11 protein-coding genes are annotated in these 16629 nt (G+C 52.3%); 6 read left to right on the forward strand and 5 right to left on the reverse strand.

What is annotated here, in order from left to right:
• Positions 1 to 285: 285 nt before the first annotated feature.
• On the forward strand, positions 286 to 3399 hold the full coding sequence (acrD, locus tag BIY29_RS05370) for a multidrug efflux RND transporter permease AcrD (RefSeq protein WP_121574121.1): 3114 nt from the start codon (positions 286 to 288) through the stop codon (positions 3397 to 3399).
• 130 nt (positions 3400 to 3529) lie between these two features.
• Positions 3530 to 3874 carry an ATP-binding cassette domain-containing protein gene (locus BIY29_RS05375; protein WP_121574122.1) on the forward strand — a complete coding sequence of 115 codons (345 nt, stop codon included), beginning with the start codon at positions 3530 to 3532 and terminating at the stop codon, positions 3872 to 3874.
• Between the two features lie 163 nt (positions 3875 to 4037).
• Here the strand turns inward: BIY29_RS05375 and BIY29_RS05385 are convergent, their stop codons facing one another.
• From BIY29_RS05385 to bcsE, 5 genes are all read right to left on the reverse strand, one after another.
• Positions 4038 to 5333, reverse strand: coding sequence for a dicarboxylate/amino acid:cation symporter (locus tag BIY29_RS05385; protein WP_121574123.1), 1296 nt, complete (start codon positions 5331 to 5333; stop codon positions 4038 to 4040).
• Between the two features lie 242 nt (positions 5334 to 5575).
• A complete protein-coding gene (locus tag BIY29_RS05390; RefSeq protein WP_121574124.1) occupies positions 5576 to 6739 on the reverse strand; it encodes a HAMP domain-containing protein in 1164 nt (387 codons plus the stop codon).
• A gap of 436 nt (positions 6740 to 7175) precedes the next feature.
• Complete coding sequence (gene bcsG / locus BIY29_RS05395) at positions 7176 to 8813, reverse strand: cellulose biosynthesis protein BcsG (protein ID WP_121574125.1); 1638 nt, start codon at positions 8811 to 8813, stop codon at positions 7176 to 7178.
• Between the two features lies 1 nt (position 8814).
• On the reverse strand, positions 8815 to 9006 hold the full coding sequence (gene bcsF, locus BIY29_RS05400; RefSeq protein ID WP_121574126.1) for a cellulose biosynthesis protein BcsF: 192 nt from the start codon (positions 9004 to 9006) through the stop codon (positions 8815 to 8817).
• Complete coding sequence (bcsE, locus tag BIY29_RS05405) at positions 9003 to 10562, reverse strand: cellulose biosynthesis protein BcsE (protein WP_121574127.1); 1560 nt, start codon at positions 10560 to 10562, stop codon at positions 9003 to 9005. Before bcsE ends, bcsF begins: the two co-directional genes overlap by 4 nt.
• A gap of 209 nt (positions 10563 to 10771) precedes the next feature.
• On the opposite strand from bcsE, the gene bcsR reads away from it, so the two are divergent.
• From bcsR to bcsB, 4 genes are all read left to right on the forward strand, one after another.
• Positions 10772 to 10963, forward strand: coding sequence for a cellulose biosynthesis protein BcsR (gene bcsR / locus BIY29_RS05410; protein ID WP_121574128.1), 192 nt, complete (start codon positions 10772 to 10774; stop codon positions 10961 to 10963).
• A 2-nt stretch (positions 10964 to 10965) separates the two neighbouring features.
• Positions 10966 to 11700, forward strand: coding sequence for a cellulose biosynthesis protein BcsQ (gene bcsQ, locus BIY29_RS05415; RefSeq protein ID WP_121574129.1), 735 nt, complete (start codon positions 10966 to 10968; stop codon positions 11698 to 11700).
• A complete protein-coding gene (gene bcsA / locus BIY29_RS05420) occupies positions 11697 to 14297 on the forward strand; it encodes a UDP-forming cellulose synthase catalytic subunit (protein ID WP_121574130.1) in 2601 nt (866 codons plus the stop codon). Before bcsQ ends, bcsA begins: the two co-directional genes overlap by 4 nt.
• A gap of 74 nt (positions 14298 to 14371) precedes the next feature.
• Positions 14372 to 16627, forward strand: a complete 2256-nt coding sequence (bcsB, locus tag BIY29_RS05425) for a cellulose biosynthesis cyclic di-GMP-binding regulatory protein BcsB (protein ID WP_121574140.1) — start codon at positions 14372 to 14374, stop codon at positions 16625 to 16627.
• Positions 16628 to 16629: the final 2 nt, after the last annotated feature.

Genomic DNA, 16629 nt, shown 5'->3' on the forward strand with positions numbered 1-16629 from the left:
AAAAATTGCGGTTGCCGACAAAGTCGCCTGCAAGCCTGAGATACACGGGTCTATCGTACCGAGGGGCACTCCGGCGTATAGTTTCGCACCACTTACCTGCGGTCTATAAATACCGGCGGGCCAACACAGCCCGACATTTTACGACGATAATTTACACTTTCTCCTTAATTTTTCCACGATTCCCCAAAGGTTGCCGGATAAAGTAATACCACTGGCGCGCTCTGCGACAGTGATTATATTTGCCTGTTCATCGCGTATAACACACTGCCGAGGAGCTGCATTTCGATGGCGAATTTTTTTATCGATCGCCCTATTTTTGCCTGGGTGTTGGCAATTTTGCTCAGTTTGTGCGGTACGCTGGCGGTTATTTCGCTGCCCATCGAGCAATACCCCGATCTCGCGCCGCCCAGCGTGCGGATTAACGCCAACTACCCCGGCGCGTCCGCGCAAACTATTGAGAATACCGTCACACAGGTTATCGAGCAGAGTATGACCGGGCTTGATAATTTGATGTATATGGCTTCAGACAGCAGTAACACCGGACAGGCCAGGATTACGCTCACCTTTGAAGCGGGAACCAACCCGAATGAAGCCCGCCAGCAGGTGCAGAACCAGTTGCAGTCCGCTTTGCGAAAACTCCCGCAGGCCGTACAGCAGCAAGGGGTGACGGTCAGCAAAACCGGGGATGCCAATATCCTGATGATTGCCTTTGTTTCCACCGACGGCAGCATGGATAAACAGGATATTGCAGACTATGTCGCCAGTAACATTCAGGAGCCGCTCAGTCGCGTCAACGGCGTCGGCGAGGTAGACGCCTATGGCTCGCAGTATGCGATGCGTATCTGGCTTGATCCTTTGAAGCTGGCGGATTACACGCTTACCACCGAAGATGTGGTGTCGGCCATTGAGACACAAAATAGCCAGGTTTCCGCCGGTCAGGTGGGCGGCACGCCGTCGGTGGATAATCAGACGCTGAATGCCGCCATTAATGCCCAGTCATTGTTGCAAACCCCGCAGCAGTTTCGTGATATTACCCTGCGTGTAAATCAGGACGGTTCAGCGGTGACGCTGGCTGATGTCGCCGAGGTAGAGCTTGGTGCGGAAAGGTATGACTTCCTCAGCCGGTATAACGGCCAGGCGGCTTCAGGTCTGGGGGTCAAACTGGCCTCTGGCGCCAATGAACTGGAGACGGACAAGCTGGTTCGTGCGCGTATCGAGGCGCTGTCGCACTATTTCCCTCAGGGATTAGAGGCCAAAATCGCCTATGAAACGTCGCCTTTTGTTAAGGCTTCTATCACCGATGTAGTGAAAACCCTGTTTGAAGCGGTGCTGTTGGTTTTTCTGGTGATGTATCTGTTTTTACAGAATTTCCGCGCCACCCTGATCCCCACTATCGCCGTGCCGGTTGTGCTGCTGGGCACATTGGCGGTGCTTTACGCCTGCGGATTCAGTCTCAATACCCTGACCATGTTCGCGATGGTGCTGGCGATCGGTCTGCTGGTGGATGACGCCATTGTGGTGGTGGAGAACGTTGAGCGCGTTATGAGTGAGGAAGGCCTTCCCCCGCGAGAAGCGACACGCAAGTCGATGCAGCAGATCCAGGGCGCGCTGGTGGGGATTACGCTGGTGCTGTCGGCGGTTTTTGTCCCTATGGCCTTTTTCGGCGGTACGACCGGCGCCATCTACCGCCAGTTTTCCATTACCATCGTTTCCTCCATGAGCCTGTCGGTGCTGGTGGCGATGATCCTCACCCCGGCGCTGTGCGCCACCCTGCTCAAGCCCCTCGTCAAAGGGCAGCATCATGGCCGTAAGGGGTTTTTCGCCTGGTTTAACCGCAATTTCAACCGTAGTGCGTCGCGCTATGAACAAGGCGTCGCGAAGATCCTGGCCCGTAGCGGCCGCTGGATGCTGCTTTATCTTGGCATTATCGGCGTCATGGCGTTTCTGTTTATCAGGCTGCCTACGTCATTTCTGCCGCAGGAAGATCGGGGCGTATTCACGACACAGGTACAACTGCCGCCCGGCTCGACACAGCAACAAACATTGAAAGTGGTACAGAAAATTGAGGACTATTATCTCACCAGAGAACAAAACAATGTCGTCTCGGTATTCTCCACCGTGGGTTCCGGCCCTGGCGGGAACGGACAAAACGTGGCGCGTCTGTTTGTACGGTTGAAAGACTGGGATGAGCGGACGGGCGCGGAAAATAGCTCCTTTGCCATTATCGAACGCGCCACCAGGGCTTTTCGTGACATCAACGAGGCGCGGGTGATCGCCAACAGCCCGCCGGTTATTAACGGCCTGGGCAATGCGGCTGGTTTTACCATGCAATTGCAGGATCACGCCGGATTAGGCCACGATGCGCTGATGCAGATACGCGACCAGCTATTAACGATGACTGACGACAACCCTAATCTGACGCGGGTGCGGCATAACGGTCTGGATGACAACGCGCAGCTACAGATTGACACTGACCAACGCAAAGCTCAGGCGCTGGGCGTGTCTATCGACGACATCAACAACATGCTGCAAACCGGCTGGGGCTCCACTTATGTTAATGATTTCATGGATCGTGGGCGGGTGAAAAAAGTGTATGTTCAGGCGGCGGCAAAATATCGCATGTTGCCGGACGATATCAGCAGATGGTATGTCCGCAACCATAATGGCGGGATCGTGCCGTTTACCGCTTTTGCGCAAACCTCATGGGAGAGCCGTTCACCGCGCCTGGAGCGTTATAATGGCTATTCCTCGCTGGAGATCGTCGGAGAAGCCGCGTCAGGCGTCAGCTCCGGCACTGCCATGAACATCATGGAAACGCTGGTGAAAAAATTACCGGAAGGTGTTGGCCTGGAATGGACGGGAATGTCCTATCAGGAAAGGCTGACGGGCGCACAGGCGCCGGCACTGTACGCCATTTCGCTGCTGGTGGTGTTCTTGTGTCTGGCGGCACTGTATGAAAGCTGGACCGTCCCTTTCTCCGTCATGCTGGTGGTGCCGCTCGGCGTGCTGGGAGCATTGATGGCCACCTGGGGACGAGGATTGGAAAACGATGTTTATTTTCAGGTAGGGCTGCTGACCGTGATCGGCCTTGCGGCGAAGAATGCCATCCTGATTGTCGAGTTTGCCAATGAGATGAATCAGCGTGGGCGGGATCTGGTTGAAGCGACGCTGGAGGCGTCACGCCAACGGTTGCGGCCAATACTGATGACGTCGATGGCATTTGTTTTCGGCGTACTGCCGATGGCCACCAGCAACGGCGCAGGCTCCGCCAGCCAGCACGCCGTGGGCACCGGCGTCATCGGCGGCATGGTCTCCGCGACGATTCTGGCCATCTTTTTCATCCCGCTGTTTTTCGTTGTGGTGCGCAGGCGTTTCCCGCTGAAAGAGAAAACGGAGTAAGCCGTTAAAAAAATTCGCAGCCTATATATAAGCAACAAATATAACTAATAAGAAGTCATCATAGAACACAAAAAGCCGTCACGATTAAAGTAACCGATTACTGTCAGGGGAAACAGACTTAAGGTATCGGGTGACGGCATTACTGGATATACAGGGGTTAAGCGTTCACTTCCCCGCGCATGTAGCGGTGGATAATCTCGATCTGCGTATCGCAAAGGAAGAAATGCTGGCGCAGGTGGGAAAATCGGGTTGCGGCAAGTCCACTACGGCGTTGAGTATTATGAGGCTACTGCCGATGCAGACGAAAGTCAGCGGCGCCATTACCCTCGGTGGAAAAGACCTGTTGCGTTTGGGAGAACGGCAACTGGCCAGCGTGCGCGGCAACGGCATCTCAATGATTTTTCAGGAGCCGGTGACCTCACTGAACCCGCTGCTGACAATAGGACGGCCATCCCAGGCATGGCCATTATGCTGACGGTGATGGCGCTGAATTTATTGAGCGATGCGCTGAACCCGCGCCTGCGCCGCAAGCGTTCGGCGTTTTCCGTGCTGTGATTCATCGTCAGGGGCTGAAAAAACCTTCCCCACGGCACAACCGTGCAGTGGGGAAAGGTCAGGACAAGAGGAAAAAGCGCGGATTATGGCAACGTCGTCGGTTCCGCTGCTTTATCGTCCTTATTCTTATCGCCGGACAGTACCGCATCCATCTGTTTCTCATCCAGCTCATGGCAATATTTCGCGACGACGATGGTGGCTACGCCATTGCCAATCAGGTTGGTCAGCGCACGGGCTTCCGACATAAAGCGGTCAATACCCAGAATTAACGCCAGGCCTGCTACGGGCAGGTGGCCAACCGCAGAAAGGGTTGCCGCCAGCACGATAAACCCGCTGCCCGTTACCCCCGCCGCCCCTTTGGAAGAGAGCAGCAACACCACCAGCAGCGTAATTTGATGCCAGATATCCATATGGCTGTTGGTTGCCTGCGCAATAAATACCGCCGCCATCGTCAGATAGATCGAGGTGCCGTCCAGATTGAATGAATAACCGGTAGGAATAACCAGCCCGACGACCGATTTCTTACACCCGACTTTCTCCATCTTTTCCAGCATCCGCGGCAGCACGGATTCAGAAGAGGAGGTTCCCAACACGATCAGCAGTTCTTCTTTGATATAACGGATAAATTTGAAGATGCTGAAGCCCGTTGCTTTGGCGATACTGCCCAGCACCAGGAAGACGAACAGCAGGCAGGTGACATAGAAGCAGATGATCAGTTGGCCTAACTGCACCAACGTCCCCACCCCATATTTACCGATGGTGAACGCCATAGCGCCGAACGCGCCCAAAGGAGCCAGCCGCATGATCATATTGATAATACCGAAAATGACTTTGGAGAAACTTTCGATCACATCAAAAATCATTTTGCCCTTTGGGCCAAGCCGATGCAGGGCAAAACCGAACATCACCGCAAACAGCAATACCTGCAAAATATTGCCACTGGCGAACGCGCCAACCGCACTTGAAGGGATCACATCCATCAGGAACGGAATCAGCCCCTGCTGAGAGGCCTGCTGGGTATAAACCGCAACGGCGGAGGCATCCAGAGCGGCAGGGTCAACATTCATCCCCGCGCCAGGTTTCACCACATTGACAACGATCAGACCGATGATCAAGGCAATGGTGCTGACCACTTCAAAATACAGCAGGGCGGCCGCACCGGTTTTACCCACGGACTTCATGCTTTCCATACCGGCAATACCGGTCACCACCGTACAAAAAATAACTGGCGCGATGATCATTTTAATTAATTTAACAAACCCATCACCCAGAGGTTTCATCTGCTCGCCCAGTTCCGGATAGAAATGGCCTAACAGTATCCCTACCGTGATGGCAGTAAGCACCTGAAAATAAAGACTTTTGAAAATAGATGTTTTCATACGCACGTCCTATGATGGGGGACACAGGTGGACGATAAAGTAAGTATAGTAAACACCACCTGTGATTGCGCCGGAAAATAACACCGCACTAACAGCCTGGAAATGTTTTATAACTTTAGTTTGTGAACACAAAGTTAAAAACAAGAGCGGAAACGCTTCAGTTGAAGTAAATATTCAACAACAACGCAATTTATTTGTAACAAGAAGCCGAATTACGCAATGATTAACACTGAAGAAAAGGGTTATTGATGGAAAACGTGAATGCCATTCTTGCTGTCATGACGAGCCAGTTGCATAGCCAAACGCGCTTGTGACAGCAAGAGCGCGGCATTCTTCGTCTCTTCGGCACGGGGGGCGTCAATGTGGAGAATACCCACACAGGCGGTATGCGGAGATGGTTGACAGTTTGTTAACATAAACGGGGCATTTATTTGCATAATGACGTTCTGCGCCCAGGCTTGCGCCTGCTCCACACTCACCCACTGTTTTCCCAGCACCGCGAACTCATCGTTATCCAATCGGGCCAATAAAACACGTCGTCCTTCCTGCTGCTCATTAACCGCAGCCTTTAGCTGATTAATCAGGGGATGGGGAATTTTGCTATCGCTATCCGCCGGTAACGGTTCAAGGCCGATCACCATAAGGCTAAACCGTGTATTTTCTGCCAGCCACTGCTTCAGATGCATAACAAAATCAGCCTTATCAAAAAAATCATGCTGCGCGGCGGCGGCAAAAAGTGACTGCTCCAGCAATTGCTGGTTGCGGTTATAACTGCGAACCAGCACCCCGAACTCATCATCCTGATGCCATTGCGGCAGCGTCAATTGATGGCGGGGGATCTCCTGCGCTGACAGATTCTGCAATTCGGCAATGATTGCACGCAACGGATACACCATCAGCCGGTTCATACACCAGGTAATGGCGATGGACAAAATAAGCGCCAATAGCAGGTAAGTCGCCAGCATGGTCGAGAAGGTACTCACAATAAACTGGAACATGCGATAAGAGTCAGCCTGCAACACCAAATGCGCCAGTGGCGTCGAATATTGTGTCTGTGGCGGAGAATACAATGGCACGGAAATGCGTATCGGCAGCTCAAAAATCCTGGCTATCCAATTCGGCACCGCTCGTTCCGTCGGGAAATTGGCATGTAGCGTCTGGAAATCATCTGGCAAGAGCACATCCGCGCGGCTCAGAAAGCCGACCGGCAATAAATTGTTCAGAATATCTTCGGCCCGTTGCACTTCTCCCTGCAACATGGCTTCCGTCAAGGGCTGGCGCACAGAATAAGCGATAACCTCCAGTTGCCTGGCATAGTCTTCACGACGTTGATTCACGAAGTGAAAAAGCTGTATCACTATAAAAAGACTGATGGTCACCAGTGCCACAGCGGACACGGCTGTCATCTGCTTAATAGTTAATGAACGTCTGAGCCGCAAGCACTTTCTCCGTCAATCCCGTATTGCTGCCATATTTAGGTTAAAAGACCAAATAGGTGGCCAATTTACCTGATTCTGAGCTTAAAATGCTTATTGACGAGGTGTCCACTCCATCATGTAAGCCTGATGAAACCCCGGTAGTATAAGACAGCTTATCGTTGCCTCAATGCGGTTTTGTTATTGCCCCCAGCGGATTTCATCTTAATCCTAAGCCCCCGCCGGTACTGGCTCCCTATCGACGAATAAGCGGCCTCAGCATAGGGGATATGCCCCCCACAAGCCAGAAAATGAGACTTAAGTTGTCGCGCATGTAAAATACTACGATGAATTTGTGTATACGGGAATGTGGCGGCGGGGATGGGTAAAGGGGCGGAAAAATCGACGCTCCCCCCTGACGTGAGAATTATTGCGGGTATGCCACCCAGTCTCCGCCATTAAGACGAATATAAGGTTTACCCTGATACTGAATCAAAATAACGTTCTCATTTTCCGAAATCGCTTCCGTTTGCGGTAAATCTTTTATCAGCGTCTGCCAGTCAACAGATGATGCAGAAAATATTTTTCCATCCAACATCCGCACAACCAATTCTGAAATAGCCAGATAGCTGCTCTGCGATTTAATTTCCAACGGTCTGTCCTGGCGCGGCGTTGGTAAGCCGAATAACTTCACGCCGACTGGGACATGCGTAATGCTTGGGCTGGGAATATCACGCAACCCTGACATCTGCATTTTATCTCCCGCCAGTGCCGCGCCATGCTCCGGCACGACAATAACCATGACCTTTCGCCCTGATTTTTCCAACGCATTAAAGAACGTATCCAGTTGATCAAATAACGTTTTTGCTCGCGCTGTATAATCAGCGGATTTAAGGTCGCCGACAAAGCGGTTACCGTCATGCAGCGCAATAAGGTTGAAGAAAGTCGCATTGCGTTCTGCTCCCGCCGTCTGGCGATTACCCAACCAGCGGTTAAGCAGTTCCAGATCGTTATAAATAGGTTCTCCATCAAACGAAGCCAGTTGATTGCTGATGCCCGCCTGCGACATCACCGGTATCTGCATATCGCCTTCTTTTTGCACTTCTTGCAGATAAGAGCCGAACACGCCGGAATGATCGAGCATAAGTTGCTTTTCAAAACCCAGATTAGCCAGATTATTAAACAGATAGCACTGCTGATTAGCGGGTTGATACAAATCGATATGAGACTCCTGACCACAGCTTGCCCGTAATAAACGTATTGATGCCGGGCCGCTGTAAGAGGTGGCTGAATTGAAATTACTAAAAAGTATGTCGAAATTGCTCCACAGCGGATGATTCTCCAACTGGGTTTCTTCCAAATCTGACCATGAAAGCGAGCAAATATTAATAATCAATATATCAAAAGGTTGTGCATCTACTGGCAGCGAAGCGGGAAAGACGGTACTCCTGCTTTTTTCCCGCTCAAAAAACTGATTCAGGTAAGCGGTCAGATTCTCATCGGTCGGGGGTAGATTGGCGACGAGTAACGGTGATACACCGCCGGTAACGTCTGACGATCCGCTGGCAACCGTTGTCGTCGGCGTTAGCGAAATCATCGGCCCGGTAAGATTAATCATGTTTAACCACGCCAGAATGGCAACGGTAAATACCGTAATACGAATCCATTGAGATAAAAACAGATACGCCACCACAATGACCAGCGCAGCACCGATCATTTGCCAGTTAATAAAGCGGTTGAATAACTCCAGCAGATACGCCCCGCTGAAGCTGGCGACCTGTGTTCCCTGGCCGAAAATAGTGCTGACTCCCGGCAGCCAGGTATCGTGATAGAACAACCCGAGCCCGACAGGAATAGCCATGATATGCCGCCAACGATGCAACCGTTCCGCAGGGATCGGCATCAGCAGAAACGCCAGAAATATCAGGTTGAGCAACGGATGAAAATTAAGATAACCAAACCACAGCAGGAAGAATTTCAGCAAAAAATAGACATTCCAGCCGCCAAGCCCGCGCCAATGGCGCCATGCCTTTTGCTGTTGTTGCGTGCGTTTTTTCTCGTCCATTCTATTTCTTAATCTTTGATGAGGAGCCGTCACGCATCCAAACGCCTGCGGGTTTCAGATAGCCAGGTGATAACAACCGATACTTCAAATTCTGAAACCACCGGAGAATAAAGCGATGGCCAATATAGCCAAGAGAGAGAAATACCACTGCACTCAACAGCACCAGTTGTACTATATCGCTTAAATTCATCATGCTTTTTCTCTCTGATCGCCATTGAGTAGCGTAATAGTAGTGGGCTGATGTCGTACTGCCTGACTTTTCTGTTCCGGTTCACTCTGGCGTAAATGAAGGTAATCATTCGCCAACGGCGGCGGCTCATTTTTATTACTTTCTGATAACATATTGATTTCAGAAACAATTTGTAAATCCTGCGACCATACCAGACGGTTACTGAATATCTCATCCACCGGTAACCGAAAAATTGATTTCAGCGCAGTATCCAATTCATTCATTCGGCAGGAAGAAAGAAACAGAAACAAACGCCCCCGCGCTATGGTAACAATGTCACCTAAACGCCTTATATTACAAAGTGTTAATGATTGATGGATACGTAATCCAGGCACCGGGCGTAACGCGATCAAAATACCTTTACCGCCTTCCGGTATCGCTATGTTGTCGATAAGCATCTGAACAGACAGTCTGAACGTATTGGGCGGCAGATAGCCTTTAATCTGTAAAGGCCGCATCATGGTCAGCAACGTCTCGATATCCAGCGGAACATGCCTGGTAAAACGCTGCCCCTGCACACTTTCAAGGCGGGAAAGAAAACGGGAAAGCGGCTCGGTATGCACCACAATCACATTGGCGCCGCACGCCAGCAACAGACGTTCATCGCTGGCTCGCAGACAAGGCTTCATTTCCCGCACCACAATCTTCAGCATGTTGCCACGCTGGCGGCGCAGGCTATGAACCTGTCTGGCAAGGGTGTTGACCTGGCTGGTGTGGTTAAGGGCAAAGATCAGGGTGGCGGCATGCGTCAGCATTCCCCTCTGAGTAAGAATTTCACTATTATCAAAAACTTGCCAACTTTCCGATAAAGCTGGCGCCCCTTCCAGTACGCTTTTCTCCGCCAAATATAACCCGTCATCACCCAGAAAAGGCGTAGACACCGACTCATCCTCTACCACCATCCGCCAACCGTCCGTTTCAGGTTGCAACATCTGCACCTGATTGGCGTTCATGCCACGCTCCATGCTCCACCAGGACACCAGATACTGTGCGCGATCCTGCTGCCATTGCAGGCTGGATAAGCCATACAAGGCGCGGTGCTGCGAAATAAGCATATTTTTCAGCCTACCGACGCCGCTGCCGTGGCTGAGAACAATCAGCGTACATTGCCGCTGATGCAACCAGTCACCGGTTTCCGTCACCCAGCGCGTTATATTTTCCGGCGTAAAATCCTGCCAAAGACTGGCAGGCGCATAAAGAATGAATAACCGTTTTCTTGGCTTTAATGTTCGCATCAAATCGTCAGTGAAACTAATCAGCGCGGCCTTTTCTTGCGGTAGGATATAGCAAGGCAATTGCTTTAAACGCGTTACCGATAAAGGGCTAAACAGGGGCTGGATATTTTCGCCACAACCTATTAACGCCACTCGGGCATCTGGTTGTTGAACGCTGATTAATTGTTGGCAGAATAAGGAGGCATCTTCCTGACGGTCAATATTAACCCAATAGAAACCCGGCAACTGCAATGATGATAATTCACCCCAAAGCTGGCGGACACCTAGTGAAAAGGATTGCATCATATGCTGATTTTTCCGTTATTAGCACTCGGATCCATTGCCAATAAAATATATCTTTAAACTTTAGCACCGCTATCGGGGATCACAACTTTCCCGTTTAAACTCGTCATACTCTAAGTCAATCACTCCGTGGCTATTTCCCCCTCCGCCGTTGCTATCATTAATTTATTGCTATAGTTAGCTAATATAGCCTGTTTTTTCAGAGGCGCGGAATGAACGATGAATTTGCACACTTGCATACGCCAGTCAGTTCAGAAATGCGCGACGACCTGCATGTATTGAGTCTGGCTTTTTCCTTGCCCGAAATAAACTATATTGATATTTCCCGTCAAACGCGCTTAACACAAATGATGACTCGCTGGCCTCTGTTGGCTGAACTGAAAGAACCGACCGGGAGCCGCTGACTATGCCAGTCATTGTCTTGCAGGGTATTCGAGGCGGGGTAGGAACCACATCGGTCACCGCCGGACTGGCATGGGCATTACAGCAATTGGGGGAAACGGTGCTTGCCATTGATTTTTCGCCAGATAATTTATTACGCCTCCATTTTAATATGTCTTTTGCGCAACCACGCGGCTGGGGACGCGCAGAATCTGATGGCGAGAGCTGGCAGCAAGGCGCCATGCAATATGTGCCCGGACTCGATTTTCTGCCATTCGGCCAACTTAATCCGATAGAAATCGCCGCGCTGCAACAACGCCATCAGCATATTCCCTCCTGGCGGGACAATCTGGCGCAAATCGATACTGACGGGCAACACCGTTGGATACTGATTGACGCACCGGCGGATAGCAGCCCGCTGATCCGACAGGCGCTGGCCGCCGCTGATGCGGTCTTGCTGGTTATTACCCCCGACGCCAACTGCCATACGCGGCTACACCAGCAGGCACTGCCGAATCAGTGCCATTTTCTGATAAATCAGTTTTCTGCGATCAGTGCGTTGCAACAGGATTTACATCAGCTATGGCTGCATACGCTTCATCGTCTGTTGCCCCTGGTTATTCACCGCGATGAAGCACTGGCCGAGTCTTTGGCCATAAAACAACCGCTGGGGGAGTCTCGACCGGAAAGCGTCGCGGCGGAGGAAATCATTACGCTGGCGAACTGGTGTCTGATTAATCTGGCGCAAGAGACGCTATGAGCCAGATAATACGTTTCCTCCTCACGCCACCAGCCAGTCAGGCGGTACAGCAACGCTATGATAGCTATCGCCGACAGGGATCTTCCGCTTTTACCGCTGGCATTACGACTTTTCTGGTGATACTCAGTTGGATTTTCCTGCGGCTGGAATCCGATAGCTGGCGGCAGGTTCGACAGCATCACAGCTATTGGTTTCCACATCTATCGCCCCAGCGCCCCCGTCCGGCCGATCTCCTTCGCTATCTTATGCAGGGATTATGGCTGCTAATCATCAGGAACGGGCCGATCCCCGCCGTGCGCAGAAATTATTTTTCAGCGCTGTCACGCTGGCGGCAACGCGGTATGAATCGGTTGCAAAACCTTTTTCTGCGTTTCGGGGATGTCAGTACCGGCATCAATACCGAAAGCCACCAGGCAAATGGCTTGCGCACGCTGCTGTTTACTGCGCTCAGTCTGTCATGCGCCGCACTGGCCCTGTTGTGCATCACCCAACCGTTTGATCTTTTATCCCAGTTTATTTTTATGCTGCTGCTGTGGTGCATTGCGATGATTGTGCGGCATATGCCGGGTCGAATGCCGACCCTGATGATGATCGTACTGTCTTTCACCATTTCCTGCCGCTACCTGTGGTGGCGCTACACCACAACACTCAACTGGGACGACCCGCTGAGTCTGATCTGCGGCCTGCTGCTGCTGACGGCGGAAACCTATGCCTGGGTAGTACTGGTGCTGGGCTATTTTCAGACCATCTGGCCGCTTAACCGTTATCCGGTTTCCTTACCGGCAACAAGTAAAGACTGGCCGACGGTGGATCTGCTGGTGCCGACCTATAACGAACCACTGAGTATAGTAAAACCAACGCTCTATGCCGCGCTGGGCATAGACTGGCCAAAGGATAAGCTCCATATATACCTGCTTGACGACGGCGGACGCCCTGAGTTCAAAGCCTTCGCGGAAGAGATCGGCATACATTACATTGCCCGCGCCACTCATGAACATGCGAAAGCCGGGAACATCAACCATGCGCTAAAACAGGCTTATGGGGAATTTGTGGCTATTTTCGACTGCGACCATGTCCCTACCCGCTCATTCCTGCAACTTACCATGGGGTGGTTCTTTAAAGACAAAAAGCTGGCGATGTTACAAACCCCCCACCACTTTTTTTCACCCGATCCGTTCGAACGAAATCTTGGCCGTTTTCGCCGTACCCCCAATGAAGGCACGCTGTTCTACGGACTGGTACAGGATGGTAACGACATGTGGGACGCCACTTTTTTCTGTGGCTCGTGCGCCATTCTGCGCCGCACGGCACTGGATGAAATTGGCGGTATTGCGGTTGAAACCGTCACTGAAGACGCCCATACGTCATTGCGCCTTCATCGCTGCGGCTATTCTTCCGCCTATATCCGCATCCCACAGGCCGCCGGGCTGGCAACAGAAAGTTTGTCGGCGCATATCGGGCAACGCATCCGCTGGGCCAGAGGGATGGTACAGATTTTCCGGCTGGATAATCCCCTGTTGGGTAAAGGGCTGAAGCTGGGACAACGACTATGCTATGCCAACGCCATGCTGCATTTTCTGTCGGGCGTTCCCCGTTTAATTTTCCTTACCGCCCCTTTAGCCTTTCTGTTACTCCATGCCTACATTATTTTCGCCCCGGCACTGGCAATCGCCCTCTATGTTTTACCGCATATGGTTCACGCCAGCCTGACTAACTCACGTATTCAGGGGCGTTATCGTCACTCTTTCTGGAGTGAAGTCTATGAAACCGTGCTGGCGTGGTACATCGCCAGACCCACCACCGTCGCACTGTTTAACCCGCACAAAGGAAACTTTAACGTCACCGCCAAAGGGGGACAGGTTGAAGAGCAGCATCTTGACTGGTTCATCACCCGACCTTACCTGGTGCTGGTGCTGTTGAATATCGCCGGGCTGGCCGCAGGCGCATGGCGTCTGAGTTATGGCCCGCCCGAAGAGGTCATGACCGTTATCATCAGCCTGCTGTGGGTTGCCTATAACATGACCATTCTCGGCGGCGCGGTGGCCGTGGCCGTGGAGACGAAACAGGTACGTCAGGCGCACCGGGTTGAAATGTCCATGCCGGCAGCCATTATGCGTGCGGACGGCCACCTTTTCCCTTGTATGCTGAGTGATTATTCCGACGGCGGCATAGGCGTGGAAATGCGTGAAACCGGGCGGTTGCAGGAAGGAGATAACGTCTCTTTGCTGTTAAACCGCGGCCAGCAGGAATACGCCTTTCCTTTTAAGGTCACCCGGGCTTTCGGCAATAAAATCGGCTTACGCATGGCGAACCTGACGACCCGCCAGCATATTGATTTTATTCAGTGCACCTTTGCCAGAGCCGATACCTGGGCGCTATGGCAAGACAGCTTTCCTGAAGATAAACCGATCGAAAGCCTGCGAGATGTACTGGCGCTCGGTTTCCGTGGGTACTTACGTATGGCGGATTATGCCCCGCCGATTATTCGCAACATCATTATCGCTTTTACCACCCTGATTGCGTGGCTGACGTCATTGACTCCGCGCTATGTAGGGAGACGCCCGGAATTAATCAGCCCGGAAAAGACACTGGCTTAAGCCGCTGTTCGCAGGCCGGGACTAACGCCTCTCTCCCACCGGTGAGACAGGCCCTTAACATTGATGATGATATGATGACGAGAAAAATAACCTGGTTTACCGCCCTTGCTTTAGGCATCAGTTCATTTTCTGCGGCAGCCATAACGCCGGCCCCAGAGACAGCGCTGGCTGTAGCGCAGGACACCAACGCGCCAATACGGGATGTGACGCTTCTGTTTGCAAAAATCGCCCCCGCGCCGGGCGCCTTTTCCCTGCGCGGCACCCGCCCCGACGGGCAAATTGAATTCGGCGTACGCAGTGATGAAGTAGTCACCCAGGCAACGCTCGATCTGGAATTCACCCCCTCCCCGGCGCTGACCCCCATAGAATCTCACCTCAAGGTTTACCTTAACGATGAATTGATGGGCGTCACCCCCATTACCAATGAACAGCCAGGTAAGCCCAGCCGCCTCCAGATGCCCATCGACCCACGCTATATCAGCGACTTTAACCGCCTGCGCCTGGAATTTATCGGCCATTATCCCGGCACTTGCGCAAACCCGGCCAACAGCAGCCTGTGGCTGGAGGTGAGTAAATCAAGTGCGCTTAATTTGCAATTTCAGAAATTGCCCCTGAAAAATGCGTTGTCCCCTTTCCCGGTGCCTTTTTTTGACCGTCGGGATAACCGGCCACTGACCTTGCCGATGGTGTTTACCCGCCCGCCGATGCTGGCCCAACAGCGTGCGGCGGCGATCCTGGCATCCTGGTTCGGTAGCCAGGCACAATGGCGCGGGCAATCATTCCCGGTGCTGTTTAACCAACTGCCGGACAGCCATGCCATCGTTTTTGTCACCAACACGCAGCGCCCGGATTTTCTGCGCGATACGCCCCCGGTCGAGGGGCCGACCGTCTCGATAATCGACCATCCAGACAATCCTTATATCAAACTGCTGCTGGTGCAGGGCCGGGATGACAACGATCTGATCACCGCCGTGCAAGGGATCACGCAAGGGAACATCCTGTTTCGCGGGCAGAGCGTCGTCATTGATAAGGTTGAGCAACTGGCGCCACGCCAGCCTTACGATGCCCCGAACTGGGTTCGAACCAACCACCCGATGACCTTTGCCGAACTCCAGCAATATGAAGGACAGCTACAAACCAGCGGCATCGCACCCTATCCTATTTCGCTGAACCTGAACCTACCGCCTGACCTTTTTCTGATCCGCAGTCAGGGCATCGATATACGTCTGAAATATCGTTATACCGCACCGCAAATCAAAGACGGCTCGCGCCTGAGCGTGAATTTAAATAACCAGTTTGTGCAGGCGTTTTCCCTGATGCCGGAACACGATCAGAATTCATTGTTGCTGCGCCTGCCATTAACCCAGGGATTATGGGATTCGGATAAAAACCTGACTATCCCGGCGTTAAAACTGGGAGCAAACAATCAACTGCGCTTTGATTTCAACTACACCACACTACTTGCCAGCGGAACCGCAGAGCGTTGCGAAACCTATACTCCCACCGTTAACTATGCGGTGATTGACGGCAACTCAACGATCAATTTTTCCGGCTATCGTCACTTTATCGCCATGCCGGATCTGCGCGCATTTGTTAATGCGGGCTACCCCTTCAGCCGTCTGGCGGATTTGTCGCAAACGCTGGTGCTCGTCAACAAACAGCCTACGCCCGCACAGGTGAGTGCGCTGCTGAATGCGCTAGGGAATATCGGTGCGCAAACCGGTTACCCGGCCTTGTCCGTACAACTGAGCGATGACTGGACACAAGCCGGGCAGCGGGATACCGATATCCTGATGATCGGTTCCATTCCACCGGAACTGCGCGACGATGACAAAATCAATCTGCTGGTGGATGCAACCCAAAGCTGGGTAAAACAGCCGATCCGCCAGAGCGCGATACCAGACGCGGGTTTACCAGAAGAAGATGCCAGGGCGGACAGTAAAACGAGCATCCGCTCTGAAAGCCCGATGTCCGCTATCATCGGTATTCAGTCTCCCTTTCATGCTCAACGCAGTATCGTGGCGCTGCTGGCAGATAGCCCACAGGGCTATGCGTTATTGAATAACGCCCTGATCGATACGGGAAAACGCGCCGCCCTGTTCGGTTCGGTCGCGGTTATCCGTGAGTCTGGCGTTAACAGTTTACGCGTTGGCGATATTTATTATGTTGGCCACCTGCCGTGGTGGGAGAGAATCTGGCATATGCTGGCGCCCCACCCGGTAGCGCTGGCGATCATTTCCATTCTAACCGTCATCATCGTCGCCTGGTTATTGTGGCGGGTACTGAAACTGTTCAGCCGTCGCCGCCTGTCGCCTGATGAAAGGGATTAAAA

The sequence above is a fragment of the Brenneria alni genome (assembly GCF_003666245.1).
Lineage (GTDB): Bacteria > Pseudomonadota > Gammaproteobacteria > Enterobacterales > Enterobacteriaceae > Brenneria > Brenneria alni.